Raw genomic sequence first — 20,297 nt, 5'->3', positions numbered from 1 at the left:
TTTCACAAATTAAGCCACGTTACTTTCTATCTATCTTCTTCAAACAATTTTATTTCTCTAAATTCCTTTTGTTTTCCTATAAAACGAAAAAGCTCCTAAGTTTCCTCAGGAGTTTTTCCATTAAAAAATATTACAAAATCATAATTAAGCAACAGTAGAAATCGCTTTCATATCTGTCATTGCTTGACGCAACTCAGCACCAACAAATTCAATATCGTGTGAACGAAGTGCTTCGTTTACTGCGATGATAGTTCTGTTATCTACGCCATTATCTTTACCTGCATTGAAGTTTGTACCGATAATATCTGTTTCAACAGTTTTCATGAAATCAGCTAATAAAGGCTTACAAGCGTGGTCGAATAAGTAACAACCGTACTCAGCAGTATCTGAAATGACAGAGTTCATTTCAAATAATTTTCTACGAGCAATCGTGTTTGCGATAAGTGGCGTTTCGTGTAATGATTCGTAATAAGCTGATTCTTCTTTGATACCTGCTTCAACCATTGTTTCAAATGCTAATTCAACACCTGCACGAACCATAGCAACCATCAATAAACCGTTATCGAAATATTCTTGCTCTGCAATTTTAACATCACCTGCTGGCGTTTTTTCAAAAGCAGTTTCGCCAGTGGCAGCTCTCCAAGTCAATAAGTTTTTGTCGTTGTTAGCCCAGTCAGCCATCATTGTTGAAGAGAATTCTCCGCTCATGATGTCGTCTTGGTGTTTTTGGAACAAGGGACGCATGATGTCTTTCAATTCTTCAGAAATTTCAAATGCTTGAATTTTCGCAGGGTTTGAAAGTCTGTCGAACATCGCAGTTATACCACCTTGTTTCAAAGCTTCCGTGATTACTTCCCATCCGTATTGGATTAATTTTGAAGCATAGCCAGCGTCGATTCCTTTTTCAACCATTTTGTCGAAGCAAAGGATAGAACCTGTTTGTAATAAACCACAAAGGATAGTTTGCTCACCCATTAAGTCAGATTTTACTTCTGCTACAAAAGATGATTTCAACACACCCGCACGGTGTCCACCTGTACCAACGCAATAAGCTTTTGCATAAGCCCAACCTTTTCCTTCTGGGTCGTTTTCTGGGTGAACAGCAATCAAAGTAGGCACACCAAAACCACGAACGTATTCAGCACGTACTTCTGAACCTGGACATTTTGGAGCAACCATGATTACAGTAATATCTTTACGGATTTGCATTCCTTCTTCAACGATGTTGAAACCATGTGAATAAGAAAGTGTAGCACCTTCTTTCATCAAAGGCATTACAGCAGTTACAACTGAAGTATGTTGTTTATCTGGCGTAAGGTTGATTACTAAATCAGCCGAAGGAATCAATTGCTCATAAGTTCCTACTGTGAAATTATTTTCAGTAGCACTTTTCCAAGATTGTCTCTTGCCATCAATTGCTTCTTGACGTAAAGCGTAAGAAACATCTAAACCTGAATCTCTCAAGTTTAAACCTTGGTTCAATCCTTGTGCACCACAACCTACTACTACGATTTTCTTTCCGATTAATGCACTTACTCCGTCTGTGAATTCAGTGTTATCCATGAATTCGCAAACACCTAACTGATTTAATTTTTCTCTTAATGAAAGAGTATTGAAATAATTTGCCATTTTTTGAATGTTTTTGATTTTAAAAACGCTGTCTAACTTTTAGAATGAGACAGCATTGCTGAAATATGCACAAAGTTGATAAAAATCATTAATTAATGATTGGTAAATTCATGTTTAATTTAGGTACTTTTCATGGTTACTTTATATTTAACCAAATCCTTTTTATTTTAAACAGATGATTTTAAAACTTTTACAGAAAAAATCAATTGTGTAATTTTATCAAATGAAACAACTTGAAATACCTGTTTATAGCATTGATAGATTTAATAATAAATCTGAGAAAACAATTCAGTTTCAGATTGAGCATTATGACATCAACCGAAATTTTAAAGTAACTTATCCACATCGCCACGATGATTTTTATGAAATTCTCTTTCTCACACAAGGAGAAGGTATTCATACCATTGATTTTCAGAACTATCCCGTAAAACCTAATACAATTTTTTTCCTTTCTCCCGGACAAATCCATGAATTGTATCTTTCCGAAGACGTAAAAGGTTATATCTTTTTGTTTACTTCATCGTTTTATCACTTTAATAAAACCGACCCTTATAAACTGTTTGAGCTACCGTTTTTCTATAATTTGAATCAAGAAACACCACCGCTTTATTTGGAAAATGAAACCGAAAAACAAGTACTTACAGAACTTTTCAAAAATGCGATTTATGAAAATCAACAAAATCTGACAGATTCAGAAGAAGCCATTCGGGCTTTGTTAGATTTAATTTTGATTCAATGCAAAAGAATTTATCCACTCAGTAATTATGACGATAAAACCAACAAAGGCAAAATTTTAGTAAAACGTTTCAAACAATTGATTGAAGAAAAAAGTCAAGAAAATTTATCGGTGAAAGACTACGCCAGTTTACTTTCTATTACGCCAAACTACCTCAGCGAAACGGTAAAAAGTGTAACAGGTAGAACGTCAACTGATTTAATTAATGATAGAATGATTATGGAAATTAAAAGATTTCTAACGCATACCGATTTAGGAATTTCTGAAATTGCCTATCAATTAAACTTTTCAGACCAATCGTATTTTTCGAAGTATTTTAAAAAATTGACGAATCAATCACCTTTGGAATTCAGAAATTCACTTTCAAAATAAGGAAAGGCATTTATTCCTTACAAACTATCATATATTTGTAAAATAAAATTAAAGGCTTTATTTCATCAACATGGCTAATAAAACAGATCAAAAAAACGATTCTATATTCCCAACACTTGAAAGCATCTACGAAGCGGCTGAACGCCTTCGTGGCGTAGCAGTTCATACTCCACTTACCGAAAATATTGTTCTTTCCGAACGTTATGAGGCTAATATTTTTTTAAAGAGAGAAGATTTACAAATCGTTCGTTCTTACAAAATTAGAGGAGCATACAATAAAATGGCTAGGCTTTCTGCGGAAGAATTGGCAAAAGGAGTCGTTTGTGCCTCTGCGGGAAATCATGCCCAAGGCATGGCTTATGCTTGCCATAAAATGAAAGTAAAAGGCACGATTTTTATGCCAACTACTACGCCAAATCAGAAAATCAAACAAGTAAAAATGTTTGGAAAAGATGATATTGAAGTAATGCTGGTAGGCGATACTTACGACGATGCCTCAAACGCTGCCAAGCAATATTGTGATGAACACAACGCTACTTATGTGCATCCTTTTGATGATATGGACGTAATTACTGGTCAGGCGACTGTCGGACTTGAAATTTTTAAAGATTCAGATTTTAAAATTGATTATATCATTTTGGCGATTGGTGGTGGTGGCGTTTCGGCTGGTGTTTCTACCGTTTTCAAGCAACTTTCTCCCCATACCAAAATCATAGGAGTTGAACCTGCTGGGGCAGCATCAATGAAAGCTAGTTTTGAAGCTGGTCATGTAATTGAATTGGAAACCATTGATAAATTTGTAGATGGTGCAGCCGTGAAACGTGTTGGTGAAAAAACTTTCAATATTTGTAAAGAAACACTGGACAATATTATCCTCGTTCCAGAAGGTAAAGTATGTACAACAATTCTGGAATTATATAATGAATCGGCGATTGTAGCAGAGCCTGCTGGTGCATTAACTATTGCAGCTTTAGATTTCATGAAAGATGAAATCAAAGGAAAAAATGTTGTTTGTTTGGTTTCTGGTGGAAATAATGACATTACTCGTACCGAAGAAATCAAAGAGCGTTCTTTACTCTATGAAGGGCTGAAACATTACTTCATCATTCGTTTTCCACAAAGAGCGGGTGCTTTGAAGAATTTTTTAAATAATGTGTTGGGCGAAGAAGATGATATTACTTTATTTGAATATCAGAAAAAGACAAACAGGGAATCTGGTCCAGTATTGCTAGGCATTGAACTGAAACACAAAGAGGACTATGAGCCATTACTAGCAAGAATGGTCGAACAAAACATAGTCTATCAAAAATTGAACGAACAACCTGATTTATTTTCGGTGTTGGTGTAATAAAAAAGGTATCAGCCAACACTGATACCTTTTTACTTTAAGTCAAAAATAGTTAAACCTTAGCTTCTTTAAACCTACCTTTTTCAGCTTTAGAAACACTTAAAATCAATTCAGCCACAAGACCTGTCCAGCCAGTTTGGTGAGCAGCACCAAGTCCTTTACCAGTATCGCCATCAAAGTATTCATTGAAAAGTATTAAATCTTTAAAATGAGGGTCACTTTGCATTTTTTCATATTTCTCATACATTGGGCGTCTTCCTTCACTGTTTTCAGTAAAAAGATTTATCAAACGCTCAGATATACTTAAAGCTGCTTCTTTGATACTTACCATATTTCCAGAATTGGTTGGATACTCTACTTCATAATCGTTTCCATAATATTCTTGGAATTTCATCAGCGAATCAATCAATAAGAAATTCATCGGGAACCAAATTGGTCCACGCCAGTTTGAGTTTCCACCAAACATACTTCCAGTTGATTCGGCTGGAGTATAATCTACTCTTAGCACATCTCCATTTACTCTGAACTGATAAGGATTTTCTAAATGATATTTTGAAAGTGAACGAATACCAAAATCAGAAAGGAATTCTGTTTCATCAAACATCCTTTTCATAATCATTTTCATACGGTGTCCTCTCAGAATAGCAAGTAATCTACTTTCGCCTTTTCCAGATTCATACCAACGAGAAATCAAACTTGCTAAGTCGGGTCTATTCGCTAAAACCCACTCTACTCTTCTACGAAAATCTGGTAATTTTTCAAGCATTTCAGGCGTTAATACTTCCACTGCAAAAAGAGGAATCAAACCAACCATCGACCTGATTTTCAATAACATACTATTATTATTTGGCAAATGAAGCATATCATAATAGAACTGATCTTCTTCATCCCAAAGACTGATTTCATCACCTCCAAGCGATTGCATCGCTCCTGCAATATGCAGAAAGTGCTCGAAGAATTTTGAGGCCATATCTTGATAAACAGGACGTTCCAAAGCAATTTCTACGGCAATTCGTAACATATTCAAGCTATACATCGCCATCCAACCAGTACCGTCAGCTTGTTCTAAACGTCCGCCTGTTGGTAAAGTAGCCGAACGGTCGAATACTCCGATATTATCCATTCCGAGGAAACCTCCGCCAAAAATATTATTTCCTCCTTCGTCTTTTAGGTTTACCCACCAAGTAAAGTTTAGTAATAATTTATGAAAGATTTTTTCAAGAAAGGCAATATCACCTTTGCCGTTCATTTCTTTGTCTATTTCATACACCCTCCAAGTTGCCCACGCATGTACAGGTGGGTTTACATCCGAAAACGACCATTCATAAGCAGGAATTTGTCCGTTCGGATGCATGTAATACTCACGGAGTACTACCGCTAATTGACGTTTTGCAAAATCTGGGTCAACCCGAGCTAATGGTAAAGTATGAAAAGCTAAATCCCAAGCTGCGAACCACGGATATTCCCATTTATCGGGCATTGATAAAATATTGGCAGAATACATGTGTCGCCAGCCTGCATTTCTTCCATACTTTCTATATTCCGAAGGCTTTGGCATAGCAGGATCACCTTTTATCCATTCGTTGATATTGTAATAATACCACTGTTTCGTCCAAAGCATTCCTGCATAGGCTTGTCTTTGGATTTTTAATAGTTCTGGATTTTCTACACCTTGCTGTACTTCTTCATAAAACTGATTCCCTTCACGAATACGTTTATCCATCGTATCCTCAAAACCACCAAATGGCTCAAGAATAGAATGGTCAACCAAACGTAATCTCACCGTATAACTATCACCAGCTTTTACAGTTTTAGTATAGCGTGCTGCAGCTTTGGTACCAATATTATTAGGGTTTACTGCCGTTTTTATATCATTGACGATATAGTCATTGATTCCATCTTTACAATATGGTGAAGCATTTCCTACTTTATAGAGCCTTTCAAAATTAGTTTCGTTTTCACAGAAGAGTAATTCCTGAGCATTTTCGCAGTACAATTTATAATGACCAATATTTTTATTGTCAATATCAATGGCTTTCTTCGCCACCCCAGTCATCATCGGTTTATACTTGTAGTTTTCGTAACCCCAACTCCAAGTATTTCTAAACCAAACTGTTGGTAAAATTGTAAGTGGTGCTGCTTTTTTACTTCTGTTGTGAGCCGTTATTTTGATGAGAATATCTTGTTCATCTGCTTTAGAATACTCTATAAAAATATCGAAGTACTCATTGTTATCAAAAACTCCTGTATCAAGTATTTCATATTCAGGCTCTAAACGAGAACGCTTTCTACTTTCTGAAACCAATTGATCATAAGGATATGAATTAATTGGATATTTATAGAGCATTTTCATGTAGGAGTGCGTCGGAGTAGAATCAAGGTAATAATATAATTCCTTTACATCTTCACCATGATTTGATTCACTACCTGTTAGCCCAAAAAGACGTTCTTTTAAAATATGGTCGTTATGATTCCAAAAAGCCAAGCCAAAACAAATATGAGATTTGTTGTCTGAAATACCAGCAATACCTTCTTCGCCCCAACGATAAGCAATAGAGCGAGCCATGTCATGTGTCACTGAATTCCAAGCATCCTGATTGGCTGAGTAATCTTCTCTAACTGTACCCCATTGCCGCTCAGAGAGATAAGGTCCCCACTTTTTCCATCCCTTATTATCTTTGCGAGTATTCAATCGCAACTTCTCCGCACTTATACTTTTACTCATACCTTTTTATATAAATGGTTATCAATAAATTTCTAAAATTTACACTGCTTTTATTTATAATTTTTATTTTTATAATACTAGTATTTGCAAACAAATGCAATCTTAATTTAATCTTGTGCACTTATGTGCAATAATATTGTCAAATTAAAAAAAAACACCCAAACCTTTATCATAGTAGCCTATCTAAATAGATTAAAATGCAAGTTTTAGCGTAATTATACTTAAAAATAGGGAATCAATCATCATCAAATAATTAAATTACTGAATATTCATACCAAAATTAGCATACTGTAATATCAAAAAACAGGCAAAAAAGTTACTATTTCAAATACTAAAAGTATTAACAATAGATTGCATTATTTACTCACCATTTTTCCGCATGATAGTACAGGACGGTTTAAGATACGGAGAATTCTAGTTTTGCTAAACATTAATTATTATATTTTTTATAAAAAAATGGCAACCAAGACATTCAAATACGTAAGCTATCTTTGGGACGAAGCCAAAGCTGCCGAACTAGCAGGCGACGAAGTAGCTTTATTCATTTATCGCTCAAACCTCTTAGGAGCGGATCTCCGTTTAACAAATTATGGCGGTGGAAACACTTCTGTTAAAATCGTAGATAAAGACCCATTAACGGGAAATCAAACTGATGTAATGTGGATTAAAGGTTCTGGTGGTGACATCGGTACTTTGAAAAAATCTGGTTGTGCAGCTTTGTATGTTGACAGACTTCGTGCTTTAGAAAATGTATATCGTGGAATTGAATTTGAAGATGAAATGGTTGAGTTATTCAACCACTGTATCTTCGATTTGGCTTCTAAAGCTCCTTCTATTGATACTCCTCTTCATGGATTTTTACCTTTCGCTCATATCGACCACTTGCACCCTGACGCAGCGATTGCCATCGCAGCGGCAAAAGACGGCAAGCAAATCACAGAAGAATTATTCAACGGTGAAATCGGTTGGGTAGGCTGGCAACGTCCGGGCTTCGACTTGGGTCTTCAATTACGTGAATGTTTAGAAGAAGCGGCTGCTCGTGGTATCAAATTAAAAGGTATCATGTTGGGTTCTCATGGTTTGTTTACTTGGGGCGATACTTCTTTCGATTCTTATATGAATACTTTAGAAGTAATCGAAAAATGTGCTGAATACTTAGAAGCAAATTATGGTAAAAAAGCTCCAGTTTTCGGCGGACAAAAAATTGAAAGTCTTCCAGAAGCTGACCGTAATAAACAAGCGGCTTCTATTGCTCCAATCTTGCGTGGTTTCTGTTCTTCATATCGTAATATGATTGGACATTTCACTGACGATGCTCGTGTGTTAGAATTTACCAATTCAAACGATTTAGCAAAATTAGCCCCACTTGGTACTTCTTGTCCAGATCACTTCTTGCGTACAAAAATCTCTCCTTTGGTTCTTGAATTAGCACCAAACGAAGATTTGACAGACGTTGCAGCTATCAAAGCAACATTAGCACCTGCTTTTGAAGCTTATCGTGCCATGTACACCGAGTACTACAATACTTGCAAAAGAGACAATTCGCCAGCCATGCGTGACCCTAACCCAGTGGTAATTCTTTACCCAGGTGTAGGTATGTTTACTTTCTCGAAAGATAAAACGACCGCACGTTTGGCATCTGAATATTATATCAATGCCGTAAATGTAATGAAAGGTGCAGAAGCAGTTTCAGAATATACTTCATTGCCACGTCAGGAAGCATTTGATATTGAATATTGGTTGTTGGAAGAAGCAAAATTGCAACGTATGCCAAAGCCAAAAGCACTTTCTGGTAGAATCGCTTTAATCACTGGTTCGGCTGGTGGAATTGGTAAGGCAATCGCTAAGAAATTTGCAGAAGAAGGTGCTTGCGTAGTAATCAACGACATCAACCAAGAACGTTTGGACGGAGCAAAAGCTGAATTTATCGGTAAATTCGGAAAAGATGCTGTTTCTTCTACTTTATTGAATGTGACAGACGCTGCTTCAATTGCTTTAGCTTTTGATGACGCTGCTTTAGCTTTCGGTGGTGTTGACATTGTAGTAAACAACGCTGGTATCAGTATTTCAAAATCTATCGCAGAACATTCTATCGAAGAATGGGATAGATTATATGATATTTTAGTAAAAGGTCAATTCTTGGTTTCACAAGTAGGAGTGGCGATGATGCGTAAACAAAATTTAGGTGGCGACATCGTAAATATTGTTTCTAAAAATGCCGTAGTGGCTGGCCCGAACAATCCAGGATATGGTTCTGCAAAAGCGGCTCAAGCACATTTAACTCGTTTGATGGCGGCTGAATTAGGCGGCGACAAAATCAGAGTAAACACTGTAAATCCAGATGCAGTAATTTCAGATTCAAATATCTGGGCAGGCGGATGGGCTGAAGGTCGTGCGAAAGCTTACGGAATCACGGTGGCTGAATTACCAGCTTATTATGCAAAACGTACTTTATTGAACGAAATCATTCTTCCAGACGATATTGCTAATGCTTGCTTTGCTTTTGTAGGTGGTTTATTGAATAAATCAACTGGAAATGCCTTGAACGTAGATGGCGGTGTAGCAATGGGCTTTTATCGTTAATTCAAATTATGAGTTAGTAATTTAAATATGAGTTATTAATTATGCGGATGAAAAAGGAAACTTGAAACATTTCATAATTAATAATTCATACTTCATCTTTTTCCTTTCTCTCCAATGCAACTCGAAAAATATAAAATCCAATCACATAACGAAGATGTACTTGCGGGGCATCAACGTAAATTAGCATACACACTTTCGGAAGTAGAAAATGCTGAAAGTATCATTCAAAAATTAGTTGATTTCCAAATCGCAATTCCTTCTTGGGCTTTAGGTACAGGCGGAACTCGTTTCGGTCGTTTTTCGGGCGGCGGAGAGCCAAGAAGTTTGGAAGAAAAAATTGAAGACGTAGGTTTACTTCATTCATTAAACCAAGCAAGTGGTGCTATTTCATTACATATTCCTTGGGACATTCCTCAGAATGCTCAGGCTATCAAAGTATTGGCGGCACAGCATGGTTTGAAATTCGATGCAGTAAACTCAAATACTTTCCAAGACCAACCCAACCAAACACATTCTTATAAATTTGGTTCACTTCAAAATGTAAATAAAGCCATTCGTAAACAAGCGATTGACCATAATATTGAAGTAATCAAACAAGGAATTGAATTAGGTTCTGAATCTTTAACGGTTTGGTTATCTGATGGTTCTTGTTTTCCGGGTCAATTAAATTTCCGTAAAGCTTACCAAAATACTTTGGAAAGTTTGGAGGAAATCTACGCAGCTTTGCCTGATAACTGGAAATTGTTCTTAGAATATAAATGTGCTGAACCTAATTTTTATTCAACTACAGTTGGTGATTGGGGACAGTCGTATTCTTACGTAAAAAAATTAGGTGACAAAGCCTTTACTTTGGTTGATTTAGGTCACCATTTGCCGAATGCTAACATCGAGCAAATCGTTTCATTATTATTAATGGAAGGTAAATTGGGTGGTTTCCACTTCAACGATTCTAAATATGGCGATGACGATTTAACGGCTGGTGCTTTAAAACCATATCAATTATTCTTAATCTTCAACGAATTGGTAGAAGGTATGGATGCCAGAGGAATGAATCACGCCACAGATTTAGGTTGGATGATTGATGCTTCGCACAACGTAAAAGACCCATTAGAAGATTTATTACAATCGGTTGAAGCCATCATGACGGCTTACGCTCAGGCATTGTTTGTGGATAAAAAAGCTTTAGAAATTGCTCAAGAAGAAAACGACGTAGTACGTTGTCAGGAAATTTTGCAAAATGCTTTCCGTACAGATGTTCGTGCTTTAGTTGCCGAAGCTCGCCTTCGTGCAGGTGGTGCATTAAATCCGATTGCCTTGTACCGCAACTTGAAAGTTAGAGAAAATTTGATTCAAGAAAGAGGCTTAAAAGCCGTTTCTACTGGGCTTTAATATTGTATGGCAAACCAAACTTCTGTTATTGCTATTTTTGATATTGGCAAAACCAATAAAAAACTGTTTCTCTTTGACGAACAGTATAAAATTGTTTTAGAAAAATCGACCCAATTCGACGAAACCCAAGACGAAGACGGTGATAACTGTGAAGATTTAGACCTCCTCAACACCTGGGTAACCAAGACTTTTGAGGAGGTACTAAGCCTTCCTGAATTTGCTGTAAAAGCATTAAATTTTTCAACTTATGGAGCAAGCTTTGTACATCTTAATACTGATGGCGAAGCCATTGCACCTTTGTATAATTATTTAAAAACGTATCCAGAAAATCTAAAAAAGCAGTTTTACGATACTTATGATGGCGAACAGAAATTCTCACAAATTTCGGCTTCCCCAGTATTAGGGAATTTGAATTCTGGAATGGTTTTGTATCGTTTGAAATACGAAAAACCTGAATTGTATGCTAAAATCAAATATTCACTTCACTTGCCACAGTATTTGAACTTCTTGTTTACAGGAAATTTTTATTCAGATATTACAAGTATTGGTTGTCATACAAATCTTTGGGATTTTACCAAAAATACTTACCACCGATGGGTGAAAGAAGAAGGAGTGGACGAAAAATTAGCTCCGATTTTTCCATCTAATCAAGTACAAACTAAAAATATTGCCGAGTGTCAATTACAAGTAGGCGTAGGCTTACACGATAGTTCGGCTGCTTTGATTCCTTACTTGGCAAGTTTTACAGAACCTTTTATTTTACTTTCAACAGGTACTTGGTGCATAAGTTTGAATCCTTTCAATCACATTCCACTAAGTGCCGAAGAATTGCAGTACGATTGTCTGTCGTACATGCACTACGAAGGTAAGCCCGTAAAAGCGTCAAGATTGTTTGCTGGCTATGAACATGAACAACAAACCAAGCGTTTGGCATCGTATTTCAATGTGGTAAATGATTATTACAAAACAGTAAAATGCGACGACGAACTTTTACACAGATTAAGAGAAAGTCAATTGCATGGCGACGACGACCATCTGCGAGAAGCCAAACGTCCGCCATTGCAAGAATCGCTTTTTGGAAGTAGAGATTTAACGGTTTTCAACAATTACGAAGAAGCCTATCATCAATTAATTATCGACATCGTTTCGCAACAATTAATTGCCACTGAATTGGTTTTGAATAATTCACCAGTTAAAAAACTATTTGTGGATGGAGGTTTTGGGAAGAATGAAATTTTTATGAAGCTGTTAGCCGCCGCTTTCCCTACTTTAGAAGTATATGCCGCTTCTGTGGCACAAGCCACTTCTTTGGGTGCAGCTTTGGCAATACATAAACATTGGAACAGTCAAGCTTTGGCAGAAAACTTAATAGAATTAAAAAGATACCAACTTTGAATCAGTTTTGAGAATAGTATAAAACAAGAAAGCGGACACCAAAGAATTGTTCGCTTTTTTGTTTAAAAAAGGTATAAAAAAAGTGATTAAACGTATTTGGGGCGTTTAATCACTCAATTCTGTTAAAAGCACAATTCAACCACGAATTGATTATTATATCGCAAATTTAGTATAAATACTCACGTTTCAATAAGCGTTTATACTTATTTTAGGAAAATATTTTTGAATGATGATTTTACCCTGAAATTGTAATAACACACAAGTACTTGTAAATTGCACTCGCTTTGAATTCATAACAGAAGCTAAATGATTATCAATTAATATGAGTGTTTTAAAAAAACTAGCAAGCGAAACAGCATCGTATGGCATAAGTACCATTTTGGGCAGATCACTAAATTTTCTTTTAGTAATTGTTCATACAGCAGCCTTTTTACCCAAAGAGCTTAATGTAAATGTAAAGCTTTATGCCTATGTTGCTATTGCCAATATAATCTATACTTATGGCATGGAAACGGCTTTTTTCCGTTTTGCTGCTGACGATAAAGCCAAGTATTACAACATCATTCAATCTGCCATTATTGTTAGTAGCTGTATTTTTTCTGGGATACTCATTGTTTTTTCAACACCAATTATTACCGCTTTAGGTTTTCCAGGTAAAGAAATTTTCTTGATTTGGATTTCACTTATCGTTGCGATTGATGCCATTACTGCCATTCCTTTTGCAAGACTTAGATTAGAAAAACAAACCAAAAAGTTTGTGAAAGCCAAAATCTTCAATATTCTGGTCAACGTATTTCTAAATGTCGTTTTCTTGTTAGGTTTCAAAAAAATAGCCGAAGGAGATTATTTGCTTTTCTTGCAACCTTTAGCACAAAAACTATATTTACCAAGTGTTGGGGCTGGTTATATTTTCTTAGCAAACCTACTTGCTAATGCTTGCTTCTTTTATTTTTTAAGAGCAGAATTCAAAGACTTCAAATTTCAATTTGATAAAGCAGTTTTTAAAAATTTATTGATTTACGCTTATCCAATTATGGTAATGGGTTTGGCAAGCACATTCAATTTAATGTTTGATAGAATTTTATTAGAAAGATTACTCCCCGAAGGTTTTTACCCTAATCGTACTTCTCAAGAAGCACTTGGTATTTATGGGAATGTCTATAAACTTTCCATTTTTATGGCTTTGGCTACTCAGGCTTTTCGTTATGCCGCCGAACCATTTTTCTTAGCAAAAGCTGAAGATAAAAATTCGCCAGAAACTTTAGCAGATGTTACAAAATGGTTTTTAATTACTTGTGTATTTATTTGGCTTGGAGTATGCTTGAATCTTGATATTCTGAAAGTTCTTTTTCTTAGAAAACCAATTTATTGGGAAGGAATGAAAGTAGTACCGATTTTACTTTTGGCAAATCTTTTCTTGGGTATTTATTACAATATTTCTGTTTGGTTCAAACTGAACAAAAAAACTTATTTTGGCACTAGAATTACTTTTGCTGGCTTAGGAATTACGATTCTTTTTAACTTTATTCTCATTCCAAAAATGGGATACATGGGTTGTGCCGTAGCCTTTTTGATTTCTTGTTTTTCAATGACCGCCCTTTGTTATTACTTCGGCCAGAAGTATTATCCTGTGCCATATAAAATTTTCTCAGGCTTTGGTTATATCATTTCTGCGGGCGTATTAATATATTGTACCATGCAAATTCACATAGAAAATCTATGGATTTCTGTGCCATATCATTTCATATTATTGGGTTTATACACAGCAGGTGTTATTTTGGTTGAGCGAAAGACAATTATTCCACTGAAAGTCAGAGATAAATATGCTTTTTTAAGATAAAAACATGAACTTTTCACGTAAATTACAGAACTTTGTGATTAGTAATATTGAAGTCATCCATAATTAATAAAGGTTTTCAATAATGTACTGCTTTTTCTTTAGATTTTTTAGTATCTAAATTGTTTCAGACAAAATCACAAACAGACGGCATGATAACTGACAATCAAATTCGGAATCAATTTGAGGCCTTAGAAGTAAAGCTAAGGAATGTTGTCTTGAGATATAAAGAACTAAAAAGCAAGCTAGAACTAGCGTACAAAGAAAATGAATTGCTAAAAAATAACTTAGCAGAAGCGTTAAAAGAGAACCAAGAATTAAATAAAAAATTAAACCAAAGGATAAAAAACTTTAAAAAATCAGATAAAATCACTAAGATTGCAGTAAACAATCTAAATAGTACAGGCAATAATGCCGAATTGAAAGAAAAACTTGACCAATATATCTTAGAAATAGACAAGTGTATTAGTCAACTTAGTAAATAACAAAGTTTCAAAAATCAATTGTTTCTTAGTTCATAGTCTCATTAACTAAACAACTTAAAACTTTTAATTTAAAACTTGAATATAATGGCCGATAAAGTCCCTTGTAATATAGTCGTTGCTCACGAACCTTTCAGCCTATCAGTAGGCAAGGAAGAAGAGGAATTCGTTCGCAAGGCTGCTAAGTTGATTAATGAAAAAATGGATTCTTATCGAGAAACTAAAAAGGTAGATTCTCATCAACGTCTGTTAGCAATTGTTGCTTTAGATTTTGTAATGAGTAACCTTAAATTTGGTGCCAAACATAGTGATCTTCAAAAATCAGTGATGGGGAAGGTTTCTGAATTGGACAAATTATTAAGTTCTGTTACAGAATGAATTAATATATTTCTTTATTATTTGTTTAAACGTTTTGTACAAAATTGAGCGAATAAAATCATCTTTGATAAAAACAATACAAGTAACTGAATTCCGTAAATTAAACCTTATACATTCTAAAGACATGATTTTGACTGGATTCGTTTCCACAAACAACGCCATACAAATTTCTAGTTTACTTGTTTGATTTATTTTTTGAAATAACATTCTCAATTTTAAATAAGATAATTCTAACGTTTATTTTTCTTTTCATATTCAAGGCATCTGTCTGTTTTAGTTCCTTTTTTTCACTCAAATAGTTGGTCGGATTGCATCACAAAATGCACGAAAACTATTAACTAAAACGATATAAATAATGCTAACTCCCATCATTGCCGCAGTTGCTTCGCTGATAGCGGGAATATTTGTCGGTAAACTTGCTTTTGCAAAGAATACCCAAAGAATTGAAGAAGAAGCAACTTCCAAAGCTGCAGATATTGTCAAAAATGCTGAATTACAAGCAGAAAACATCAAGAAAGATAGAATCTTAGAAGCCAAAGAGAAGTTTCTAAAACTTCGTTCAGAATTTGAAGATGATTCAAATAAGAAAAAACAGATTTTAGTCCAAAACGAGCAAAAGCTAAAGGAGCGTGAGCGTACCATTCAGATTTCTATGGAACAAACCAAGAAATTGGAATCTGACTTAAATTCACAAAAACAATCGTTGACTTCCAAAGAAGAAAACCTTAGAAAGAAGACAGAAGAGGCTGATAAAAAACGTATCCAAGCAGAAGAAATGTTGGCTTCGCAAGTAACGCAATTAGAAAAAATTGCAAGCTTAACAGCCGAAGAAGCTCGTAAACAATTGATTGACGCTTTACGTGCTGAAGCTGAAACGAAGGCTTCATCTATCATTAAAAATACGATTGAAGAAGCCAAATTAACGGCAACGAAAGAAGCTAAAAAAGTAGTCATTGAAACTATTCAAAGAACGGCTGCTGAAAATGCAATTGAAAACTGTGTATCTGTTTTCAACATTGAATCAGACGATGTGAAAGGTAAAATCATTGGTCGTGAAGGTAGAAATATCCGTGCTTTAGAAGCCGCAACAGGTGTAGAATTTATTGTTGATGATACGCCAGAAGCGATTATCATTTCTGGTTTCGACCCAGTTCGTCGTGAAATTGCTCGTTTGTCATTACACCGTTTAGTACAAGATGGACGTATTCACCCAGCTCGTATTGAAGAAGTAGTAGCAAAAACGAAGAAGAATATTGATGAAGAAATCATCGAAATTGGTGAACGTACCGTGATTGATTTAGGTATTCACGGTTTGCATCCAGAATTAATTAAAATGGTTGGAAGAATGCGTTTCCGTTCATCTTATGGACAAAACCTTTTACAACACTCACGTGAAGTAGCGAAGCTTTGTGCTACTATGGCGGCTGAATTAGGTTTGAATGCAAAGTTGGCTAAACGTGCTGGTTTATTACACGATATTGGTAAAGTTTGGCATGAAGAAGCTGAATTACCTCACGCTATTTTGGGAATGCAATTGGCTGAAAAGTACAAAGAAAATGTAGAAGTTTGTAATGCTATTGGTGCTCACCATGATGAAATTGAAATGACTTCTATGATTTCTCCAATCATTCAAGTTTGTGATGCTATCTCAGGTTCTCGTCCAGGTGCAAGACGTGAAATGATGGAATCTTACATGCGTCGTTTGAAAGAATTAGAAGAATTGGCTGTAAGTTTCAGTGGTGTTCAGAAATGCTATGCCATCCAAGCAGGTAGAGAATTAAGAGTATTGGTAGATGCTGAAAACGTTACTGACGAAAAAGCGAGTATGTTATCTTACGATATTTCTCAAAAAATAGAAAAAGAAATGCAGTATCCAGGGCAAATCAAAGTAACGGTAATTCGTGAAATGAGAGCTGTGAATTATGCAAAGTAATTTATCAATTTAATCAAAAGAGGGATTCAAAATTAGTTTTTGAATCCCTCTTTTGATTAAAACTGTTTTGGTATCTATTATTTTATCTACATTTTCACTATTTCATTGAAACGATGATAAGCTCCGCTTATTATTCCATAGAGAATTGGTCGAGGAATATTTGGGTTAATGGCAATATTAACCGTGTTGGCAACCAAATAGCCAATGCCAACAAGTAAAGTAAATTCTAAGGCTGTTTCAAAAGATTGTACGTTTAGGGCTTCAATCAAAATGGCACTTGCCAAGGTAATCACCAATTAATAAAGAGCTAGCCCGACGATAAAAACACTTTTGCTGGGTAATGTCTCGTTTTCACGCCCTAATGAAATTTTGTAGGGTTTATTGAAAAAAAGGTAAACCATAAAGCTCCCAATAAAAAATACACGATAAATGCGAGTAAAATACAAGTTCCAAATTACAGATTCCGTTCATACAAATCGAAGCATTCATTATTCTTAACAAAGCCCAGCAAAAAAATCTTGGTAGTTTACTCCTCGTCCTATATATTTAAAGAAATTAATTACAGAGATAAATCTTATTTTCCACTACAATAAACAATGCCTCAACAAAGTGCCCTCATTATTTTTATTAAAAATCCTGTATTAGGAAAAGTAAAAACTAGAATTGCTCAAGATTTAGGAGATGAAAAAGCGTTGAAAATTTATGAAATGCTTACTGAAATCACTCGTTCAATTACTGATCAGTTAACTGGCAAAAAGGTATTATTCTATTCAGATTTTATAGACTACAATGACGCTTGGGATAATACTTTGTACGACAAGCAATTGCAAATTGGCAATGATTTAGGGGAAAGAATGCTCAATGCTTTTATTTATACTTTAGGCAAAGACAATATAAAAAAGGCAAGTATCATTGGAAGCGATTGCCCCGACTTGAGCTTATGGCATCTTACCAAATCATTTTATGCACTTGATACACATGAAGTAGTAATTGGTCCAGCAAACGATGGCGGTTATTATTTACTAGGTATGCGAAAACCGTATCCGACAATTTTTCAAAACAAAACTTGGAGTAGCGTTAGCGTTTTAAGAGATACTTGTGATGAACTTCTGGCTTCTAAGATTTCCTATTATTTACTTCCCTATTTGACTGATACTGATACCATTCATGATTTTAGCCCAGCGTTTGAGCAATTACTTATTCAGAAAGGGATTCTGACAAAAAATGAATTGAATCAATAAATTACCATTTCAAATTTTCGATAATGTCACTGGCAATCATTGCCATTTGTCCACGAGTTTCAGCGGCTAAATCTCCTGCTTCTCCATGTTTAAATACACCTAAAATAGCGGCTTCTTTGGCAGAATAACCTTGAGCCAGCAAAGCCACAATTATGCCAGTTAATACATCTCCACTCCCACCCGTAGCCATTCCTGCATTACCTGTTGCGTTAAAGTAAATGTCGCCTTCTGGCGTAGCAATGGCAGACTGATAGCCTTTCAATACTACAAATACTTGATATTTTTGAGCAAAATTTTGAAGTAATCCTAACTTTTCATAATCATCTTTCCATATTTTTCCCAATAGTTTTTGAAACTCTTTTGGATGAGGAGTAAGAATCGTATTTCTGGGTAATTTATTCAATAATTTCTTTCCTTCTTCAGTTGCCAAAAGATTCAAAGCATCCGCATCAATCACCAGTTTTTTATCTTGAGCCGACAAAATTACACTTTCCAACATTTTAAAAACATCTGGATTTGTACTAATACCAGGTCCAATTCCAATAGATTGATAAATACTCAAATCATTTTCCGTAAAGTTGATTGAGATAAAGTCAAAATCATCGTCACTTGTCCAAGTCATCGCTTCAGGAACGGCAATTTGCATGATTTCAAATGCAATATTCGGAACGTGACAAGTAAGTTTCCCAACGCCTGAACGCAAACAAGCTTTGGCAGATAAAATGGCTGCACCCATCATTCCTTTTGAACCAGCAAGCAATAAAGTATGCCCAAAAGTACCTTTATGAGAAAACTTCGGGCGAGCTATTGGCTGAATATCTTGGGTATAGAAATAATAGGAAGGTAACTCTGAAATCATCTCTTGATTCAACCCAATGTCTAATACTTCCCAATCGCCAACATATTCATAGTTTTGAGGAAGCATAAAAGCTAATTTCGGCAACTGAAAAGTGATGGTAAAATTTGGTTTAAAGATAATATCTTCTTTCGTATTGGGTTCATCCATAAACAAACCAGAAGCAATATCTACAGATATTTTTTCCACTTTCAATCTGTTCAATTGAATAATCAAAGCTTTTAATAATCCATCGATTGCTCGATTTATTCCAGCACCAAGCATTGCATCTATGATAATATCATTTGATGAAATTTGCTGAAAAGCCTTAAAATCCACTTCGCTTTTAATAAAACTGACTTTTTTGAAATCTTGTAGCCGTTGAAGATTAATGGCAAAATCAGTACTTGTTTTTTCAGCGTATTGAACAACAAAAATATTAACGAAAAAGCCTTTTTGAAGCAATAAACGAGCAATTGCTAAACCATCTCCTCCATTATTTCCCAAACCACAAAAGATATTAATCGTTAATTTTGAACTGAGAAAGTACTTTTGAACAAACCAATTGACAAAAGCTGTAGAAGCTCTTTCCATTAAATCAGCAGAAGATATTCCTTCTTTTGGAATCGTAAAAGCATCCAATGCCTTTATCTGATTTGCTTTCAAAATTTTCAGCGTTTTCATCGGCTTTGGTTATTATTATTAATCATACTTTCCGTAACCTCATTCAATACTCTGATTTTTTCCTGAAAATCACCTTTAATTGATTTTCTTATTTCTCGTAAATTTTCTAATAAATTCTGAATATCGTCTGGAATAATATCATCCAAAAACTCTCGCATCCTTTTAGCCATCGTAGGCGATTTCCCATTGGTCGAAATCCCAATTTTCAAATCTCCTTTTTGTACGATTGACCCTAAATAAAAATCACAAAGAGCAGGAGTATCGGCAACATTGCAAAGTATATGTAACTCTGCGGTCATACGTTTAATACTTGCGTGCAAATCTGGATTATCGGTCGCTAAAATCACTAAATCTCTTTCGTTCAAATCACTATTTTCGAAATTCCTTTCTTGTAAAATTACTTGAGAAAAATCTTTGGCATACTCTCTTAATTCAGGTCTTATAAAAGACCCCACAACTGTTACTTTAGCATCTGGACTATTGTTGAGCATTGCCGATAGTTTTTCTAAACCAACATTTCCACCGCCAACAAGTAAAACATTTAGTTCTTCTAACTTAAGAAAAACAGGAAATAATCGGTTTTTTATGGATGTATTTTGCATCGTCTTTTGATTAATTGAGATTGACTAATAAAACAAGGCTGACTATTTTGAAAAGCGAAGATACAAACAAAAAACCTTGCTCGGAATCCGAGCAAGGTTTCAGTAATCAAGCATTTATATAAAAATCG

At 35.2% G+C, this 20,297-nt stretch carries 15 protein-coding genes; 10 read left to right on the top strand and 5 right to left on the bottom strand.

Annotated features, from left to right (window positions below; translation table 11 throughout):
• Positions 1-144: 144 nt before the first annotated feature.
• Positions 145-1,629 (bottom strand): ketol-acid reductoisomerase, encoded by a 1,485-nt coding sequence (gene ilvC / locus HNP25_RS01075; RefSeq protein ID WP_184128861.1) that lies wholly within the window; start codon positions 1,627-1,629, stop codon positions 145-147.
• Positions 1,630-1,852: 223 nt separating this feature from the next.
• Here ilvC and HNP25_RS01070 point away from each other — a divergent pair, with 223 nt between their 5' ends.
• Both HNP25_RS01070 and ilvA read left to right on the top strand, forming a co-directional pair.
• Positions 1,853-2,737, top strand: coding sequence for an AraC family transcriptional regulator (locus HNP25_RS01070; protein WP_184128859.1), 885 nt, complete (start codon positions 1,853-1,855; stop codon positions 2,735-2,737).
• A 70-nt stretch (positions 2,738-2,807) separates the two neighbouring features.
• Positions 2,808-4,085 (top strand): threonine ammonia-lyase, encoded by a 1,278-nt coding sequence (gene ilvA, locus HNP25_RS01065; RefSeq protein ID WP_184128856.1) that lies wholly within the window; start codon positions 2,808-2,810, stop codon positions 4,083-4,085.
• A 52-nt stretch (positions 4,086-4,137) separates the two neighbouring features.
• Here ilvA and HNP25_RS01060 read toward each other — a convergent pair whose 3' ends face one another.
• Positions 4,138-6,810, bottom strand: a complete 2,673-nt coding sequence (locus HNP25_RS01060; protein ID WP_184128854.1) for an MGH1-like glycoside hydrolase domain-containing protein — start codon at positions 6,808-6,810, stop codon at positions 4,138-4,140.
• Positions 6,811-7,266: 456 nt separating this feature from the next.
• Between HNP25_RS01060 and HNP25_RS01055 the strand changes: the two genes are divergently transcribed.
• The 7 genes from HNP25_RS01055 (at position 7,267) to rny (ending at position 16,807) form a co-directional block, all read left to right on the top strand.
• A complete protein-coding gene (locus HNP25_RS01055) occupies positions 7,267-9,393 on the top strand; it encodes a bifunctional aldolase/short-chain dehydrogenase (protein WP_184128851.1) in 2,127 nt (708 codons plus the stop codon).
• 114 nt (positions 9,394-9,507) lie between these two features.
• A complete protein-coding gene (locus HNP25_RS01050) occupies positions 9,508-10,782 on the top strand; it encodes a sugar isomerase (protein ID WP_184128848.1) in 1,275 nt (424 codons plus the stop codon).
• 6 nt (positions 10,783-10,788) lie between these two features.
• Positions 10,789-12,177 (top strand): FGGY-family carbohydrate kinase, encoded by a 1,389-nt coding sequence (locus tag HNP25_RS01045; protein WP_184128845.1) that lies wholly within the window; start codon positions 10,789-10,791, stop codon positions 12,175-12,177.
• Between the two features lie 322 nt (positions 12,178-12,499).
• Positions 12,500-14,017 (top strand): lipopolysaccharide biosynthesis protein, encoded by a 1,518-nt coding sequence (locus tag HNP25_RS01040; RefSeq protein ID WP_184128842.1) that lies wholly within the window; start codon positions 12,500-12,502, stop codon positions 14,015-14,017.
• 149 nt (positions 14,018-14,166) lie between these two features.
• Positions 14,167-14,499, top strand: a complete 333-nt coding sequence (locus tag HNP25_RS01035) for a hypothetical protein (RefSeq protein ID WP_184128839.1) — start codon at positions 14,167-14,169, stop codon at positions 14,497-14,499.
• Positions 14,500-14,583: 84 nt separating this feature from the next.
• Entirely contained in the window at positions 14,584-14,874 is a 291-nt protein-coding gene (locus HNP25_RS01030) for a cell division protein ZapA (protein WP_184128836.1), read from the top strand.
• A gap of 355 nt (positions 14,875-15,229) precedes the next feature.
• Complete coding sequence (gene rny / locus HNP25_RS01025; RefSeq protein WP_184128833.1) at positions 15,230-16,807, top strand: ribonuclease Y; 1,578 nt, start codon at positions 15,230-15,232, stop codon at positions 16,805-16,807.
• A gap of 86 nt (positions 16,808-16,893) precedes the next feature.
• Here rny and HNP25_RS21645 read toward each other — a convergent pair whose 3' ends face one another.
• Positions 16,894-17,091 (bottom strand): hypothetical protein, encoded by a 198-nt coding sequence (locus HNP25_RS21645; protein ID WP_221432357.1) that lies wholly within the window; start codon positions 17,089-17,091, stop codon positions 16,894-16,896.
• 312 nt (positions 17,092-17,403) lie between these two features.
• Between HNP25_RS21645 and HNP25_RS01015 the strand changes: the two genes are divergently transcribed.
• The gene (locus tag HNP25_RS01015) at positions 17,404-18,048 is read left to right on the top strand and encodes a TIGR04282 family arsenosugar biosynthesis glycosyltransferase (protein WP_184128830.1); all 645 of its coding nucleotides are present in this window, start codon (positions 17,404-17,406) and stop codon (positions 18,046-18,048) included.
• A gap of 1 nt (position 18,049) precedes the next feature.
• Here HNP25_RS01015 and HNP25_RS01010 read toward each other — a convergent pair whose 3' ends face one another.
• A complete protein-coding gene (locus HNP25_RS01010; RefSeq protein WP_229202748.1) occupies positions 18,050-19,567 on the bottom strand; it encodes an NAD(P)H-hydrate dehydratase in 1,518 nt (505 codons plus the stop codon).
• Complete coding sequence (locus tag HNP25_RS01005; RefSeq protein ID WP_184128827.1) at positions 19,564-20,169, bottom strand: precorrin-2 dehydrogenase/sirohydrochlorin ferrochelatase family protein; 606 nt, start codon at positions 20,167-20,169, stop codon at positions 19,564-19,566. The genes HNP25_RS01010 and HNP25_RS01005 overlap by 4 nt, the downstream gene beginning before the upstream one ends.
• Between the last annotated feature and the right edge of the window lie 128 nt (positions 20,170-20,297).

It is taken from the genome of Arcicella rosea (genome assembly GCF_014204325.1).
Lineage (GTDB): Bacteria > Bacteroidota > Bacteroidia > Cytophagales > Spirosomataceae > Arcicella > Arcicella rosea_A.
This window is presented reverse-complemented; position numbering and strand designations above follow the sequence as displayed.